We start from the raw sequence: 13,921 nt of genomic DNA, 5'->3' as shown, positions 1-13,921 counted from the left end.
CCCTGCAAACGCCGACCGCACCCGACGCGCCAGAACCCGCGTCGCAGCCCCCTCGCCTCAGCACCGTTCGTGCGCTCTGGCGACTGCGCGAGTACGCCGGTCCCGCCATGCCGGCGTTCGCCGGCAGCATGGCCGCGGCACTCGTCGCCCAACTCATCGCGCTCGCGATCCCGCAGGTACTGCAGCAGATCGTCGACGGGCCGCTCGCGAACCGCGAGCCCGACGCGGTCATCCCGCTCGCGCTGCTCGTCTTCGTGCTCGGCGCCGTCGAGGCGATCCTCTTCGCGGTCCGCCGCTGGCTCGTGGTCGGCCCGGGCACCAGGGTCGAGGCGCGCATGCGCAACGCCCTGTACGCGAAGCTGCAGGACCTCCCCGTCAGCTTCCACGACCGCTGGCCGAGCGGCCAGCTGCTCTCGCGCGCGGTCAGCGACCTCGGGCTGATCCGTCGCTGGTTGTCGTTCGGCCTCGTGCTGACCGGCGCCAACGTCGTGATCATCGTGGTCGGCGTCGGCATCCTGATGTCGATGAACTGGTTCCTCGGGCTCATCTTCCTCGTCTGCTCGCTGCCGTTGTGGTGGGCGGGCTGGCGCTTCGAGGGCCGCTACTCCGAGATGTCGCGGCTCAGCCAGGACCAGGCCGGCGACCTCGCGACCGCGGTCGAGGAGTCGGTGCACGGCATCCGCGTGCTGAAGGCGTTCGGGCGCGGAAAGCACGCGCTCTCCACCTTCCGCGCGCAGGCCGAGTCGCTGCGCAGCACCGAGATCGAGAAGGCGCGCCTCGACGCGAACATCTGGGTGTGGATCATGGTGGTGCCCGCGATCGCACTGTCGCTCTGCCTCGTGGTGGGTGTCTGGCTCGCCTCGCAGGGGCAGCTCAGCGTCGGCGAACTCGTCGCGTTCTTCGCGACCGCGACCGTGCTCGCCTGGCCGATCGAGTCGATCGGCTTCATGCTCGCATTCGCCCTCGATGCCCGCACCGCGACCGACCGGTTCTTCGACATCCTCGACAGCGAGAACACGATCGTCGATCCTGCCGAGCCGCGCTCGCTCGATCGTCCGCGCGGTGAGCTCTCGTTCCGCGACGTGCACTTCCGCTACCAGGACTCGCCCGAGCGGTTCGGCGACCTGCTCGACGGAGTCGACCTCGTGCTCGAGCCCGGCGAGACGATGGCCCTCGTCGGCCTCACCGGCTGCGGCAAGACGACGATGACCGCCCTCACGACGCGTCTCTACGACGTGACGGCCGGTTCCGTCATGCTCGACGGCGTCGACGTGCGCGCGTTCAGCCGCGACGAGCTGCGCACCCACATCGCGATGGCGTTCGAGGACGCGACGCTCTTCAGCGCCTCGGTGCGCGACAACGTGCTGCTCGGTCGGCCCGAGCTCGCGGGCGACGACCCCGCGGTGCGCGCCGAGGCCGATCGGGTGCTCGGCGAGGCGCTGCGCATCGCCCAGGCCGGGTTCGCCTTCGAGCTGCCCGACGGTCTCGACACGAAGGTCGGCGAAGAGGGCATGAGCCTCTCCGGCGGCCAGCGGCAGCGGCTCGCGCTCGCGCGCGCCGTCGCGGCCAAACCGGCAGTGCTCGTGCTCGACGACCCGCTCTCGGCGCTCGACGTCGCGACCGAGGCGCGGGTCGAGGCCGAGCTCCGATCGGTGCTCGCCTCGACCACGGCGCTCATCGTGGCGCACCGGCCCTCGACGGTCATGCTCGCCGACCGGGTCGCGCTGCTCGAGCACGGGCGGATCACCGCCGTCGGCACGCACTCCGAGCTGCTGCGGGAGAGCGAGCACTACCGCTTCGTCATCACGAGCCTCGAGGACGAGGAGCGCAGAAGCACGGGCGTCGATGCCGTCGACGCCCCGACCACGATCCGAGAGGAGGCGGCATCATGAGCGTCACCGGTGTACAGGGCGAAGAACGCCAGGACTACTCGAAGGCGGAGTCCGCGCAGATCCGAGCACGGTCGCGGCGTCTGCTCGGCTCGCTCCTCGCCCCGCTGAGAGGCAAGCTGTGGCTGACGGCGGCGGCGATCGTCGTCTCGTCCGCCGCGCAGGTCGCCGGCCCCGCGCTCATCGCGTACGGCATCGACCAGGGCATCCCCGCGCTCATGAAGCAGGACTGGTTCCCCGTCGCGTTCGCCGGCGTCGCCTACCTGCTGACCGGGCTCGTCGGGGCGTTCCTCATCTCGGTGTACATCCGGATGTCGGCGCGCATCAGCCAGGCCGTGCTCATCGATCTCCGCACCCGGGTGTTCCTGCACACGCAGAAGCTCTCGCTCGAGTTCCACGAGTCGTACACCTCCGGCCGCATCATCTCGCGGCAGACGAGCGACCTCGACGCCATCCGCGAACTCATGGACGAGGGGCTGACGCTCCTCGTGCGCGGCCTCATGTACATGGTGTTCACCGGCGTCATGCTCGTGATCGTCGATGCTCCGTCGGCGCTCGTGCTGCTCGTCGCGCTGATCCCGCTCGGCATCCTCACGCGGTGGTTCCAGGTGCAGTCGCAGTCGCTGTTCCGGCGCTCGCGCGTGGCGTCGGCGAAGCTCATCGTGCAGTTCGTCGAGACCATGACGGGCATCCGCGCGGTGCAGGCCTTCCGCAAGCAGCGGCGCAACGAGGCGGAGTTCGGCGGACTCGTCGAGGACTACCGCGACGTGAACGCGAAGGTGCTCGGCCTCTTCGCGGTCTACAATCCGGGGCTCGCCCTCATCGGCAACACCGCGGTGGCGGCCACCATCGTGATCGGCGGCTTCCGCGTCGTCGACGGTGCACTCGGAGTCGGCGTGCTGCTCGCGACCGTGCTCTACACGAAGCGGTTCTTCGACCCGATGGAGGACATGGCGATGTTCTACAACGGGTACCAGTCGGCCTCGTCGGCGCTCGAGAAGATCTCGGGCGTGCTCGAGGAGGAGCCGAGCGTGCCCGATCCGGCCAAGCCGGTCGACCTGTGGAACGCGGAGGGGCGCGTTCGCTTCGACGGCGTCGAGTTCGCGTACACGAAGGACCGTGTGATCCTTCCGCGCTTCGATCTCGACATCCCCGCGGGGCAGACGATCGCCCTCGTCGGATCGACGGGTGCCGGCAAGTCGACGCTCGCGAAGCTCATCGCGCGCTTCTACGACCCGAGCGACGGCGCGGTCACGCTCGACGGCGTCTCGCTCACCGACCTGCACCCGAAGGACCTGCGGCGCGCGATCGTCATGGTCACCCAGGAGGCGTACCTGTTCTCGGGTTCGGTGGCCGACAACATCGCGCTCGGCAAGCCCGACGCGTCGTTCGACGAGATCGTCCGCGCGGCGATGGCGGTCGGTGCGCACGAGTTCATCGAGGGGTTGCCGAACGGCTACGACACCGACGTGAACAAGCGCGGCGGCCGGGTGAGCGCCGGGCAGCGGCAGCTCATCTCCTTCGCGCGGGCGTTTCTCGCGAACCCGGCGGTGCTGATCCTCGACGAGGCGACCTCCTCGCTCGACATCCCGAGCGAGCGGCTCGTGCAGGAGGGCCTCACGAAGCTGCTCGCCGACCGCACGGCGGTGATCATCGCGCACCGCCTGTCGACGGTCGCGATCGCCGACCGGGTGCTCGTGATGGAGCACGGGCGCATCGTCGAAGACGGCTCGCCGGCCGAGCTCATCGCGGGCACGGGGCATTTCGCCGCGATGCACGCGGCCTGGCGGGACTCGCTCGTCTGAGCCGAATGTTCCAGCTTGACGGGGTACCCCGGCGACCGCCTCGGGGTACCCCCTGAACTGGGCGCGCGGCAAGGGCGTCGTGCACGGTACGCTCGCGGCAGGCGGACACACCGTCGTGGTCACGCCTGCCTTCGGATTGGAGGGGCTATGGAGACGCCCGAACGTCCCCTGCGAGTCGCGATCGCCGACGACGCGCTCCTCTTGCGCGAGGGCATCGCGAAGGTCCTCGTCGACGGCGGACTCGAGGTCGTCGCGTCGGTCGGCACGGGCGCAGAGCTGCTCGAGGTCGCCGCGCGCGGCGGACTCGACGCGGCCGTGCTCGACATCCGCATGCCCCCCAGCTACCGAGACGAGGGCATCCTCGCACTCGAGGAGATGCGCGCCCAGGGCTCGACGATCGGCGTGCTGCTGCTCTCGATGTACGCGACGCCCGAGTACGCGTTGCGGGTCATGGGCGCCGGCAGCGGCACCGGCTACCTGCTGAAGGAGCGCGTCTCCGAACCGCAGACCCTCGTGCGTGCGGTCGAGACCGTCGCCTCCGGCGGCTCCGTCGTCGACCCCGAGGTCGTCGAGCAGCTCGTGCAGCGCACGCGCGCCGACGATCCGCTCTCGCGCCTCACCGAACGCGAGCGCTCGGTGCTCGAGCTCATGGCGCAGGGCTACTCCAACGGGGGCATCGCGCAGACGCTCTTCCTCGGGCTGAAGACGGTCGAGACGCACGTCCGCTCCATCCTGCAGAAACTCGACCTCGAGGAGTCGCCCGAGCACCACCGTCGAGTGCTCGCGGTGCTGACGCTCCTCGGCGCGAGGTGATGGCCCCCGGCCGCAAGGGCCGGATCATCAGGCGCTCGATCGTCATCGCGCTCGTCGTCGCCGCGAGTCTCACGATGGAGATCACGGGGTTCGTCGCGACCCCCGCGGAGCTGCGCCGAGAGGTGTCGTGGACCACGCTGCACGCGATCGTCCCGCTCGTGTTCGCGGCGTGCGCCGGGGTGGCGTGGGCGATCGGTCCCTCACGGCTGCCGGCTCGCCTCATGGTCGCCTTCCCGCTCGTCTGGATCCCGCTCTCGTTCCTCCGCGTCATCGAGCACGTGGCCTGGCTCTGGCCCTTCGTCTACGGCGTGCACCTGTGGTGGGCGGTGCTCACCGGAATCCTCGTGCTGCTCTACCCGCGCGGACGGCTGATCGACGGCGTCGACCGCTGGATCGCCGGCATCGCGCTCGTCACCTCGGTCGGCTACCTGCTCGGCGTGCTGCTGCTCGGCCAGCCGTCGCCGGCGGTCTGCGACTGCACGGCCAACCCCTACCTCGTCGCCGACGCACCCGGCGTGTTCGCGGTCATCGACATCGGCTATCGGCTCGTCGGCGTGCTCCTCGCGATCGTCATCGCCGTGCGACTGCTCGTGCGGTGGGTGCGCGGCAGCGTGCCCGCCCGCACCGTGGCGTTCCTCATGCCGATCGCCCTGATCGCCTGGGTGATCACGCTCGCGACGCAGGCCGCGGCGTACGCGTCGGGCGGTGCCGACCTCGTGCTCGACACGGTCTCGCTCGTGGCGATCGCCTCGATCCCGGTCAGCTTCGTCGCGGGCATCTCCCATGCGCGCAACATGCGCGCCCGGGTCGCCGACCTCATGCGCATCACGCGCGAGGGCGCCGACCGCGGGCTCTGGGCGGAGTCGCTCGCGCGCACCCTGCGCGATGCCTCCGTGCGCGTCTACTGGTGGGACGAGGAGCGAGCCCGGTACGCGGATGCCTCGGGGGAGCCGCTCGACGGAGGGCCCGCCGCCCTTCGGAGCGACCACGGCCTGCTGCCCGTCTCCTCGCCGACCGGCATGCCGATCGCCGTCATCCGCCACGACCGGGTGCTGACCGACAACATGCGCCTGCTCGACGGTGTCTCGAGCGCCCTGCGCCTCTCGGTCGACAACGGCCGACTGCGATCCGAGATCGAACGCACCCTCGAACAGGTGCGCCAGTCGCGGAGCCGCATCCTCGAGGCGGGCGACGAGGCGAGGCGCCGCATCGAGCGCGACCTCCACGACGGGGCCCAGCAGCACCTCGTCTCCCTCGGCATGCGCCTGCGCCTCGCGGCGAATCAGGCCCGCGACCGTGGGGTCGAGCCGCTCGGAGTCGAACTCGACGGCACGATCCTGATGTTGAACCAGGCGCTCAAGGAGCTGCGGGAGCTCGCACACGGCATCCACCCCTCGCTGCTGTCGTCGGGCGGGCTCGCGCTCGCCGTGCCCGAGCTCGCGGGCCGCTGCCCCGTGCCGGTCGAGATCGACGTGCAACCCGAGGGGCGGCTCCCCGAGGTCGTCGAGTCGACGGCGTACTTCGTCGTCTCCGAGGCGCTCGCGAACGTCGCCAAGCACGCGCAGGCGACCCGGGGGTGGGTGCGCGCCGCACTCGTCGACGGCGAGCTCGAGCTCGTGGTGCGCGATAACGGGGTCGGCGGGGCCTCACCCGAGGGCAGCGGCATGCTCGGCATCGCCGACCGCGTCGATGCCGTCGGCGGGCGGTTCCGCATCGACAGCGAGCCGGGGGCCGGCACGACGATCACCGTCCGCATTCCGCTTGCGGGGTTCGTCGCGCACTGACCCGGGGCGAGCCGTCGTCAATCGCGCCAGCGGCAGGCCGCGAGGTCGATGCGATAGCCGTCGTCATCGTTCGAGGGCCGCAGCGGCGTGCCCTCGTCGAGGTAGTGCTGCCGGGCCCGCTCGGCGTGACCCGCCGGCGGGCGCCCGCCCGCCCGGACGACCCGCCACCACGGCACGTCCGCGCCGGCGCGCGCCATCACCTGCCCGACGGCGCGCGCGCCGCGCGAGCCGAGCAGCGCCGCGACATCGCCGTACGTCGCGACCTGTCCCGGGGGGATGTCGGCGACCACGACGAGCACGGCCTCGACGAAGCCCTCGGCGTGCTGCTGCGGCATCCGTTGCGCCGATCGCTCGGGGCGCGGGTCAGAGTTCGAGTGCGCCGATGACGTCGCCGTACGCGGTCTCGCCGACGTCGGTGAAGCCGATGCGGTGGAAGAACGCCTCGGGGCCCTCTTCGCCCGGCTCCCACAGCACGGTGATGCGGTCGAAGCCGCGGTGCTTGGCCTCTTCGGCGAGCGCCGTCGCGAGGAACCGGCCGACGCCCTTGCCCTGCACCTCTGCGTCGACGTTGATGCGCCAGATGCAGGCCCGGAACTCCTCGTGCTCGTTCTCGGGGTCGAAGTTGCCGTGGATGAAGCCGACGACGCGATCCTCGAGCAGCGCCACACGTTGCCAGGCGGTGGCCGGGTTCACGACCGAGGACTCGGCGGAGTAGGTGACCGGGGCGATGAACTGCTCCTGGCCGGGCTTCAGCGACAGTGAGTTCGCCGCCACGATGTTCGACGCCGACAGATCTTCCAGTCTCAGCTCAGCCATGCGCCAAGGCTAACGCGTGGGGCCGCAACGTCGGTAGCCGAGACGAAACAAAGGCGAACTGCCAACCGGGGTGCTGGGCCGCTGGTAGTCTCTCGCGGGTTGTCGTCGGAGGAAGCGGGAGATCATGCGTCGAGGGTTCACGTTGTCGGGTCTGGTGATCGCCTCGGCGATCCTGCTGAGCGGGTGCGCGTCGAGCGCCGGATCGGCGCCGGGTGCCGAGCCGACCGTCTCGGCGGTGCCCGCCGAGGACCGGCTGCCGACGTCGGAGGACCTGGGGGAGGCATGGATCGCACAGCCCGACGCCCCGACCGAGCCCAGCGACGCCGCAGACGACTCCGAGGCGTCCGACAGTTCCCGCGGGGTCTGCGGCGGCGACTTCTCGGGCGGCGTCTCCGTCGAGCCCGACGCGACGCGGATGTTCGAGCTCGACGGGATGCGGGCTCAGCTCTCCGTCTCGATCGTGCAGGAAGCCGACGAGGACTGGCAGGCACTCGTCGAGCAGATCGCCGAGGACGCGGCCGAGTGCGACGGAGGGGTGAGCCTCGCCGACCTCAGCGATCCCGAAGCGGGTGTCGTCGTGCTGCTCGTCGAGATGGGCGGGACGATGCCCGACTACTTCACCTACAGCCTCATCACCGACGGGGACGACCTGCTCATCGTCGGAACGAACTCGACGTGGCAGCTCCAGCGCATCGCGATCGACGAACTGCTCACGAACATCCGAGACAAGGCCGCGATCTGAGCGATCGCGAGTCGGAATTCTCTCGATGTCGAGATATTCGGGCGACGCGGTAAGCTGGCAGACGGCGTGTCCGACCGCCCGCACACTTCCCCGTTTCCCCCAGTAGATCCAAGGAGAGACCCTCTTGTCCAAGATCAAGGTTGAAGGCACCGTCGTCGAACTCGACGGCGACGAGATGACGCGCATCATCTGGCAGGCCATCAAAGACACGCTCATCCACCCGTACCTCGACGTGAACCTCGAGTACTACGACCTCTCGATCCAGAAGCGCGACGAGACCGACGACCAGATCACGATCGACGCGGCCCACGCCATCCAGAAGCACGGCGTCGGCGTCAAGTGCGCGACGATCACGCCCGATGAGGCGCGCGTCGAGGAGTTCGGCCTGAAGAAGATGTGGAAGTCGCCGAACGGCACGATCCGCAACATCCTCGGCGGCGTCATCTTCCGCGAGCCGATCATCATCTCGAACATCCCGCGCCTCGTGCCGGGCTGGAACAAGCCGATCATCATCGGCCGTCACGCCTTCGGCGACCAGTACCGCGCCACCGACTTCCTCTTCAAGGGCGAGGGCACCCTCACGGTCTCGTTCACCCCGAAGGACGGCGGCGAGGCGCAGCAGTTCGAGGTGTACCAGTCCCCGGGCGACGGCATCGCGCAGGTGCAGTACAACCTCGACGCCTCGATCCGCGACTTCGCGCGTGCCTCGCTGAACTACGGCCTCTCGCGCAACTACCCGGTCTACCTCTCGACGAAGAACACGATCCTGAAGGCCTACGACGGCCGCTTCAAGGACATCTTCCAGGAGATCTTCGACACCGAGTTCAAGGCGCAGTTCGACGCCGCCGGCCTCACCTACGAGCACCGCCTCATCGACGACATGGTCGCCTCGGCCATGAAGTGGGAGGGCGGCTACGTCTGGGCCTGCAAGAACTACGACGGCGACGTGCAGTCCGACACCGTGGCGCAGGGCTTCGGCTCGCTCGGCCTCATGACCTCGGTGCTCGCCACTCCCGACGGCAAGGTCGTCGAGGCTGAGGCCGCGCACGGCACCGTGACGCGTCACTACCGCCAGCACCAGGCCGGCAAGCCCACCTCGACGAACCCGATCGCCTCGATCTTCGCCTGGACGCGCGGCCTCGCGCACCGCGGCAAGCTCGACGGCAACCCCGAGCTCATCGAGTTCGCCGCAACCCTCGAAGACGTCGTCATCACGACCGTCGAGTCGGGCGCCATGACGAAGGACCTCGCGCTCCTCGTCGGCCCCGAGCAGGGCTACCAGACGACCGAGGAGTTCCTCGCGACGCTGGCCGACAACCTGAAGGCGCGCATCGCCGCGTAATCGACACGCCTCGAGACGGGGGTCGGATGCCACTGGCATCCGGCCCCCGTTCGCGTTTCCATCGTGCGTGCGCCGCGGGTTCGGGGAGGATGGACGCATGGCACGCCTTCTGAAGCTCGCCCGCAGATACTGGGTCGTCACCCTCACGCTCGGGATCGGCCTGCTGGGCATCGTGCTCGCGCTGACCGGCGCGGGCGCCGCCGTGCAGTGGATCTTCAGCGTCTACGCCCTCGGCGTCGCGGCGTGGCAGGCCGTCGGGATGGTGCGCGACATCCTGCGAGGGCACTGGGGTCTCGACATCCTCGCGGTGACCGCGATCGTGGCGACGGTGCTGGTGGGCGAGTACGTCGCCGCTCTGCTCGTCGTGCTCATGCTCACGGGCGGTGCCGCGCTCGAGGACTACGCGAACCGCCGCGCCAAGCGCGAGCTCGACGCGCTCCTGACGCGTTCGCCGCAGCACGCGCACCGCATGGAGGGCGAGTCGATCGTCGAGGTGCTCGCGAGCGACGTGCGGGTCGGCGACGTGCTGCTCGTGCGCCCGAGCGAGATCGTGCCCGTCGACTCGACCCTGCGCTCGATCGAGGCGAGCTTCGACGAGTCCTCGATCACGGGGGAGTCGGTGCCGGTCGAGAAGCACGCGGGCGACCTCGTGCTGAGCGGTTCGATCAACGGCCAGGCCGCGGTCGAGGTCGTCGCCGCGGCATCCGCCGCCGACAGCCAGTACCAGCAGATCGTCGCCCTCGTCACGGAGGCCGCCGACTCGAAGGCGCCCGTCGTGCGACTGGCCGATCGCTACGCGGTGCCGTTCACGGTCTTCTCGCTCGCGCTCGCCGCGGTGGCATGGTGGGCCTCGGGCGATCCCGCGCGCTTCGCCGAGGTGCTCGTGCTCGCCACGCCGTGCCCGCTCCTCATCGCGGCGCCGGTGGCATTCATCGGCGGCATGAGCCGTGCGGCGAGGAACGGCGTGATCGTGAAGGGCGGGGGAGTGCTCGAGCAGCTCGCCGCCGCGAAGACCGCCGTGTTCGACAAGACGGGCACGCTCACCTACGGCTCGCCGACGCTCGTCGCGATCCGCCCGGAACCGGGATTCGGGGAGGACGAGCTGCTCGCGGCGGTCGCTTCGGCCGAGCAGTACTCGTCGCACGTGCTCGCGACGTCGATGATCGAGGCGGCGAAGCACCGGGGCCTGCCGCTCGTGGAAGCCGAATGGGCGCGCGAGGCCGCGACGAACGGCGTGACGGCGAAGCTCGACGGGCGCGAGGTCGTCGTGGGCAAGTTCGCGTTCGTGCGGGAGCACGCGCACGAGGCGGAGCGCACCGCGATCGCGCCGGGGGAGCTCGCCGTCTACGTCGCCGTCGACGGGCGCTTCGCGGGGGCGATCCTCGCGAGCGACCGGCTGCGCGACAACGCGGCGGCCACGCTCGCGCGCCTGGGCGAACTCGGCGTGCACCAGACGATGGTGCTCACGGGCGACGCGAAGGCGACCGCCGATCACATCGCGGCGGAGCTCGGCATCACACGGGTGCGCGCCGACTGCCTGCCCGCCGACAAGGTCGCAGAGGTCGCGGCGATCGCCGAGCGACCGGTCATCATGGTCGGCGACGGCGTGAACGACGCGCCGGTGCTCGCAGCGGCCGACGTCGGCATCGCGATGGGTGCGAAGGGCGCGACGGCGGCGAGCGAATCGGCGGCGGCGGTGATCCTCGTCGACGACATCTCGCGCACGGCGAAGGCGGTCGAGATCGGTCGCGACACCGTGCGCATCGCGCTGCAGAGCATCTGGCTCGGCATCATCGTGAGCATCGGGCTCATGGTCATCGCGGCGTTCGGTGTGATCCCGGCGACGATCGGGGCGATCCTGCAGGAGGTCGTCGATCTCGTGACGATCCTCGCGGCGCTCCGTGCCATCGGCGGGCGGCTCGACGCGAAGGCCGACGCCGATGGCCGGGGCATCCGCTCCCTGGTCACAACTCGGTAACACCGGGAGGAAATCGGCGCGAACGGTTGCGGCGAGTTTGTTCGTAAGGTTTACTAACAAACGTGACTGCAATGGATGCGCAGCGAGGCCCGGTCACCACGGAGCCGACGCCCCCCACCTCCCCGGTGGCATCCGAGCTGCACGCCGCATCCGCTCCCGGCGCCGTCATCTTCGGCCGTTCCCGTGCCCTCCGGCCCACCGGCAAGGTGCTGCCCGAGCATGCCCGCACCCACAACCGCGCCCTCGTGCTGCAGACCCTCTACACGGCCGGCGCCCAGAGCCGAGCGGATGTCGCGCGCGAGACCGGTCTCACCAGGGTCACGATCTCCGACCTCGTCGCCGCCCTCATCACCGAGGGCCTCGTGATCGAGCTCGGCCAGCGCGAAGACGCCCGCCCCGGCAAGCCGGCCACGCTCATCGACGTCGACCGCGAGGCGTTCCACATCATCGGCGTCGACCTCTCGGAGCACGAGGTCTTCCGCGGTGCGGTCGTCGGGCTCGACGGCCAGATCATCCACCGCGACGAGGTCTGCCGCGACGGCGCGACCGGCGAAGCAGCCGAGCTGCTCGTCGAGCTGCTCGTCGAGCGGCTGCTCGCGAGCACCACGACCCCGGTGCTCGGCATCGGCATCGGCTCGCCCGGTGTCGTCGACCCGCACGGCGTCGTGCGCTCGGCTCCGAACCTCGGCTGGAGCGATGTCGCCCTGCAGGACCGCATCTCGGCCCGGTTCGTGCTGCCCGTGCACGTCGCGAACGACGCGAACGTCGCCGTGCTCGCCGAGCACGGCTCCTCGCACCACGACGACCTCCTGCTCGTCAAGGTCGGCCACGGTGTCGGCGCCGGTCTCATCATCGGCGGACGCCCCGTGGTCGGCGGCGGATTCGCAGCGGGCGAGATCGGCCACGTCGTCGTCGGCACCGACGGCGGCCCCCGCTGCGCCTGCGGCAAGGTCGGATGCCTCGAGACCTGGCTCGCCGTACCGCGGCTGACCGCCCGGCTCGCCGAGCAGGCCGAGCATGGCGACGCCGCGGCATCCGCTCGCGACGACATCCTGCGCGAGGCCGGTCGACGACTCGGCATCGTGCTCGCACCCGTGGTCGGGGCGCTGAACCTCTCCGAGGTCGTGCTCAGCGGCCCGGCCCAATTGCTTGACGGCCCGCTGCACGAGGCGACCGTCGACACGCTCCGGACCCGGACGATGGCGGAATTCAACCGTGATCTGAGGCTCCGGATGACCGAGCACGGGCAGGACATCGTTCTGCGCGGCGCGGCCGTCATGGTCCTATCCGGACAACTCGGAGTCTCGTGAGGGACTCCACGCACCAAGGGTGACAGCGAACCCCCGCTGCCTCCCCCACCCCATGAAAGGAAACGACAAATGAGGAAACTCGGCATTGTTGCGCTCGGCGCCGCTGCTGCCCTGACCCTCGCCGGTTGTAGCGCCGGTGGTGGAAGTGAGTCTGCCGACGGTGGCAAGATCACGGTCTGGGTCGTCGGAAGCGACACCCCCGACACCGCGCGCGCCTACCTCAAGGACACCTTCGAGGCTGAGAACGAAGGTTGGACCCTCACGGTCGAGGAGAAGACCTGGGCCGACGTGAGCGACACCTACGCAGCTGCGCTCCAGTCGAACGACTCGCCCGACGTCGTCGAGGTCGGCAACACCCAGACCGCGAGCTTCGCGGACCAGGGCCTGTTCCTGCCCCTCACCGACTTCGCGGCCGACGACTACCTGCCCGGCCTCGTCGAGTCCGCCACGTACGACGGCGAACTCTACGCAGCGCCGTATTACGCCGGTGGCCGCATCGTGTTCTACAGCGAGCAGATCCTCGGCGCCACGCCGGTTCCGACGACGCTCGACGAGTACGTCGCCACGGGCAAGGCGCTGAAGACCGACACCCGCTCGGGCATCTGGGCACCGGGTCGCGACTGGTACAACGCGCTTCCCTACGTCTGGGCTCACGACGGCTTCATCGCCGAGCAGGATGGCGACGAGTGGAAGGCCGGCTTCTCGAGCGAAGGCGGCATCGAGGGCCTGACTCAGCTGCAGGACGTCTACCTGAACGCGTCGAACGCGGCCAAGGACGGCGACGAGACCGACCCGCAGGTTCCCTTCTGCGCCGGTGAAGACGTCTTCCTCTCGGCTCCCGCGTGGGTGCAGTGGTCGATCACGGCTCCGGCCGACGCCGAGGCGCCGGGCTGCCCCGACACCTTCGGCTCCGACCTGCGCGCCTTCGCGCTGCCGGGTCTCGAGGCTGGCGAGACCGCTCCGATCTTCGCCGGCGGCTCGAACATCGCCGTCGCGACGAAGAGCGCCAACCCCGAGCAGGCTCGCGCCGCGCTCGACATCATGGCGGGCGAGGGCTACCAGACCCTTCTCGCCGAGGGCGGACTGACCCCGGGCCTCACGGCGTCGGCGGCTTCGCTGCCCGACACCGAGATCGCGAAGGCCCAGGCCGTCGCGCTCGAGAACTCGAAGGTGACCCCGACCACCCCGAAGTGGGCCGAGGTCGAGGCTGCGCAGATCATCCAGGAGGCGCTCGTGAAGATCGCCCAGGGTGGCGACGTCGCGGCGATCGCCGCCGACCTCGACGCGCAGATCGAGGAGATCCTCAACAGCTAGCCTGTTGAGCCCCTGCGCGGGGGGCGGAGTCCCACACAGCTCCGCCCCCCGTCCCACGTCATTCCTCCGGCCCGCCGCCGATGCCGCGCCCGAGACGTACCATCAGTCAAAACCGCGATCCCCCCGCG

At 70.2% G+C, this 13,921-nt stretch carries 11 protein-coding genes; 9 read left to right on the top strand and 2 right to left on the bottom strand.

The window, feature by feature from the left end:
• Nucleotides 1-107 precede the first annotated feature (107 nt).
• From ACFCVM_RS05915 to ACFCVM_RS05900, 4 genes are all read left to right on the top strand, one after another.
• A complete protein-coding gene (locus ACFCVM_RS05915) occupies nt 108-1,892 on the top strand; it encodes an ABC transporter ATP-binding protein (protein WP_375836669.1) in 1,785 nt (594 codons plus the stop codon).
• On the top strand, nt 1,889-3,694 hold the full coding sequence (locus ACFCVM_RS05910; RefSeq protein WP_375835047.1) for an ABC transporter ATP-binding protein: 1,806 nt from the start codon (nt 1,889-1,891) through the stop codon (nt 3,692-3,694). Before ACFCVM_RS05915 ends, ACFCVM_RS05910 begins: the two co-directional genes overlap by 4 nt.
• Nucleotides 3,695-3,841: 147 nt before the next feature.
• The gene (locus tag ACFCVM_RS05905) at nt 3,842-4,507 is read left to right on the top strand and encodes a LuxR C-terminal-related transcriptional regulator (RefSeq protein ID WP_375835044.1); all 666 of its coding nucleotides are present in this window, start codon (nt 3,842-3,844) and stop codon (nt 4,505-4,507) included.
• On the top strand, nt 4,507-6,291 hold the full coding sequence (locus tag ACFCVM_RS05900; protein WP_375835041.1) for a sensor histidine kinase: 1,785 nt from the start codon (nt 4,507-4,509) through the stop codon (nt 6,289-6,291). The genes ACFCVM_RS05905 and ACFCVM_RS05900 overlap by 1 nt, the downstream gene beginning before the upstream one ends.
• A gap of 17 nt (nt 6,292-6,308) precedes the next feature.
• Here the strand turns inward: ACFCVM_RS05900 and ACFCVM_RS05895 are convergent, their stop codons facing one another.
• Nucleotides 6,309-6,626: an MGMT family protein gene (locus tag ACFCVM_RS05895; protein ID WP_375835038.1), complete on the bottom strand. Its 318-nt coding sequence runs from the start codon at nt 6,624-6,626 to the stop codon at nt 6,309-6,311.
• 28 nt (nt 6,627-6,654) lie between these two features.
• Nucleotides 6,655-7,107: a GNAT family N-acetyltransferase gene (locus ACFCVM_RS05890; protein ID WP_375835036.1), complete on the bottom strand. Its 453-nt coding sequence runs from the start codon at nt 7,105-7,107 to the stop codon at nt 6,655-6,657.
• Nucleotides 7,108-7,231: 124 nt separating this feature from the next.
• On the opposite strand from ACFCVM_RS05890, the gene ACFCVM_RS05885 reads away from it, so the two are divergent.
• The 5 genes from ACFCVM_RS05885 (at nt 7,232) to ACFCVM_RS05865 (ending at nt 13,793) form a co-directional block, all read left to right on the top strand.
• Nucleotides 7,232-7,849, top strand: a complete 618-nt coding sequence (locus tag ACFCVM_RS05885; protein WP_375835033.1) for a hypothetical protein — start codon at nt 7,232-7,234, stop codon at nt 7,847-7,849.
• Nucleotides 7,850-7,973: 124 nt separating this feature from the next.
• Nucleotides 7,974-9,191, top strand: coding sequence for an NADP-dependent isocitrate dehydrogenase (locus ACFCVM_RS05880; RefSeq protein WP_375835031.1), 1,218 nt, complete (start codon nt 7,974-7,976; stop codon nt 9,189-9,191).
• Between the two features lie 97 nt (nt 9,192-9,288).
• Nucleotides 9,289-11,169 (top strand): heavy metal translocating P-type ATPase, encoded by a 1,881-nt coding sequence (locus ACFCVM_RS05875; protein WP_375835028.1) that lies wholly within the window; start codon nt 9,289-9,291, stop codon nt 11,167-11,169.
• A gap of 71 nt (nt 11,170-11,240) precedes the next feature.
• Nucleotides 11,241-12,479, top strand: coding sequence for an ROK family protein (locus tag ACFCVM_RS05870; RefSeq protein ID WP_375835025.1), 1,239 nt, complete (start codon nt 11,241-11,243; stop codon nt 12,477-12,479).
• A 69-nt stretch (nt 12,480-12,548) separates the two neighbouring features.
• Nucleotides 12,549-13,793 carry an extracellular solute-binding protein gene (locus ACFCVM_RS05865; RefSeq protein ID WP_375835022.1) on the top strand — a complete coding sequence of 415 codons (1,245 nt, stop codon included), beginning with the start codon at nt 12,549-12,551 and terminating at the stop codon, nt 13,791-13,793.
• Nucleotides 13,794-13,921: the final 128 nt, after the last annotated feature.

This window comes from Agromyces sp. NPDC056389, assembly GCF_042262385.1.
Classification (GTDB): Bacteria; Actinomycetota; Actinomycetes; order Actinomycetales; family Microbacteriaceae; genus Agromyces.
Note: the sequence above shows the minus strand (reverse complement) of the source record. Positions and strands in the feature narration are given on the sequence as shown.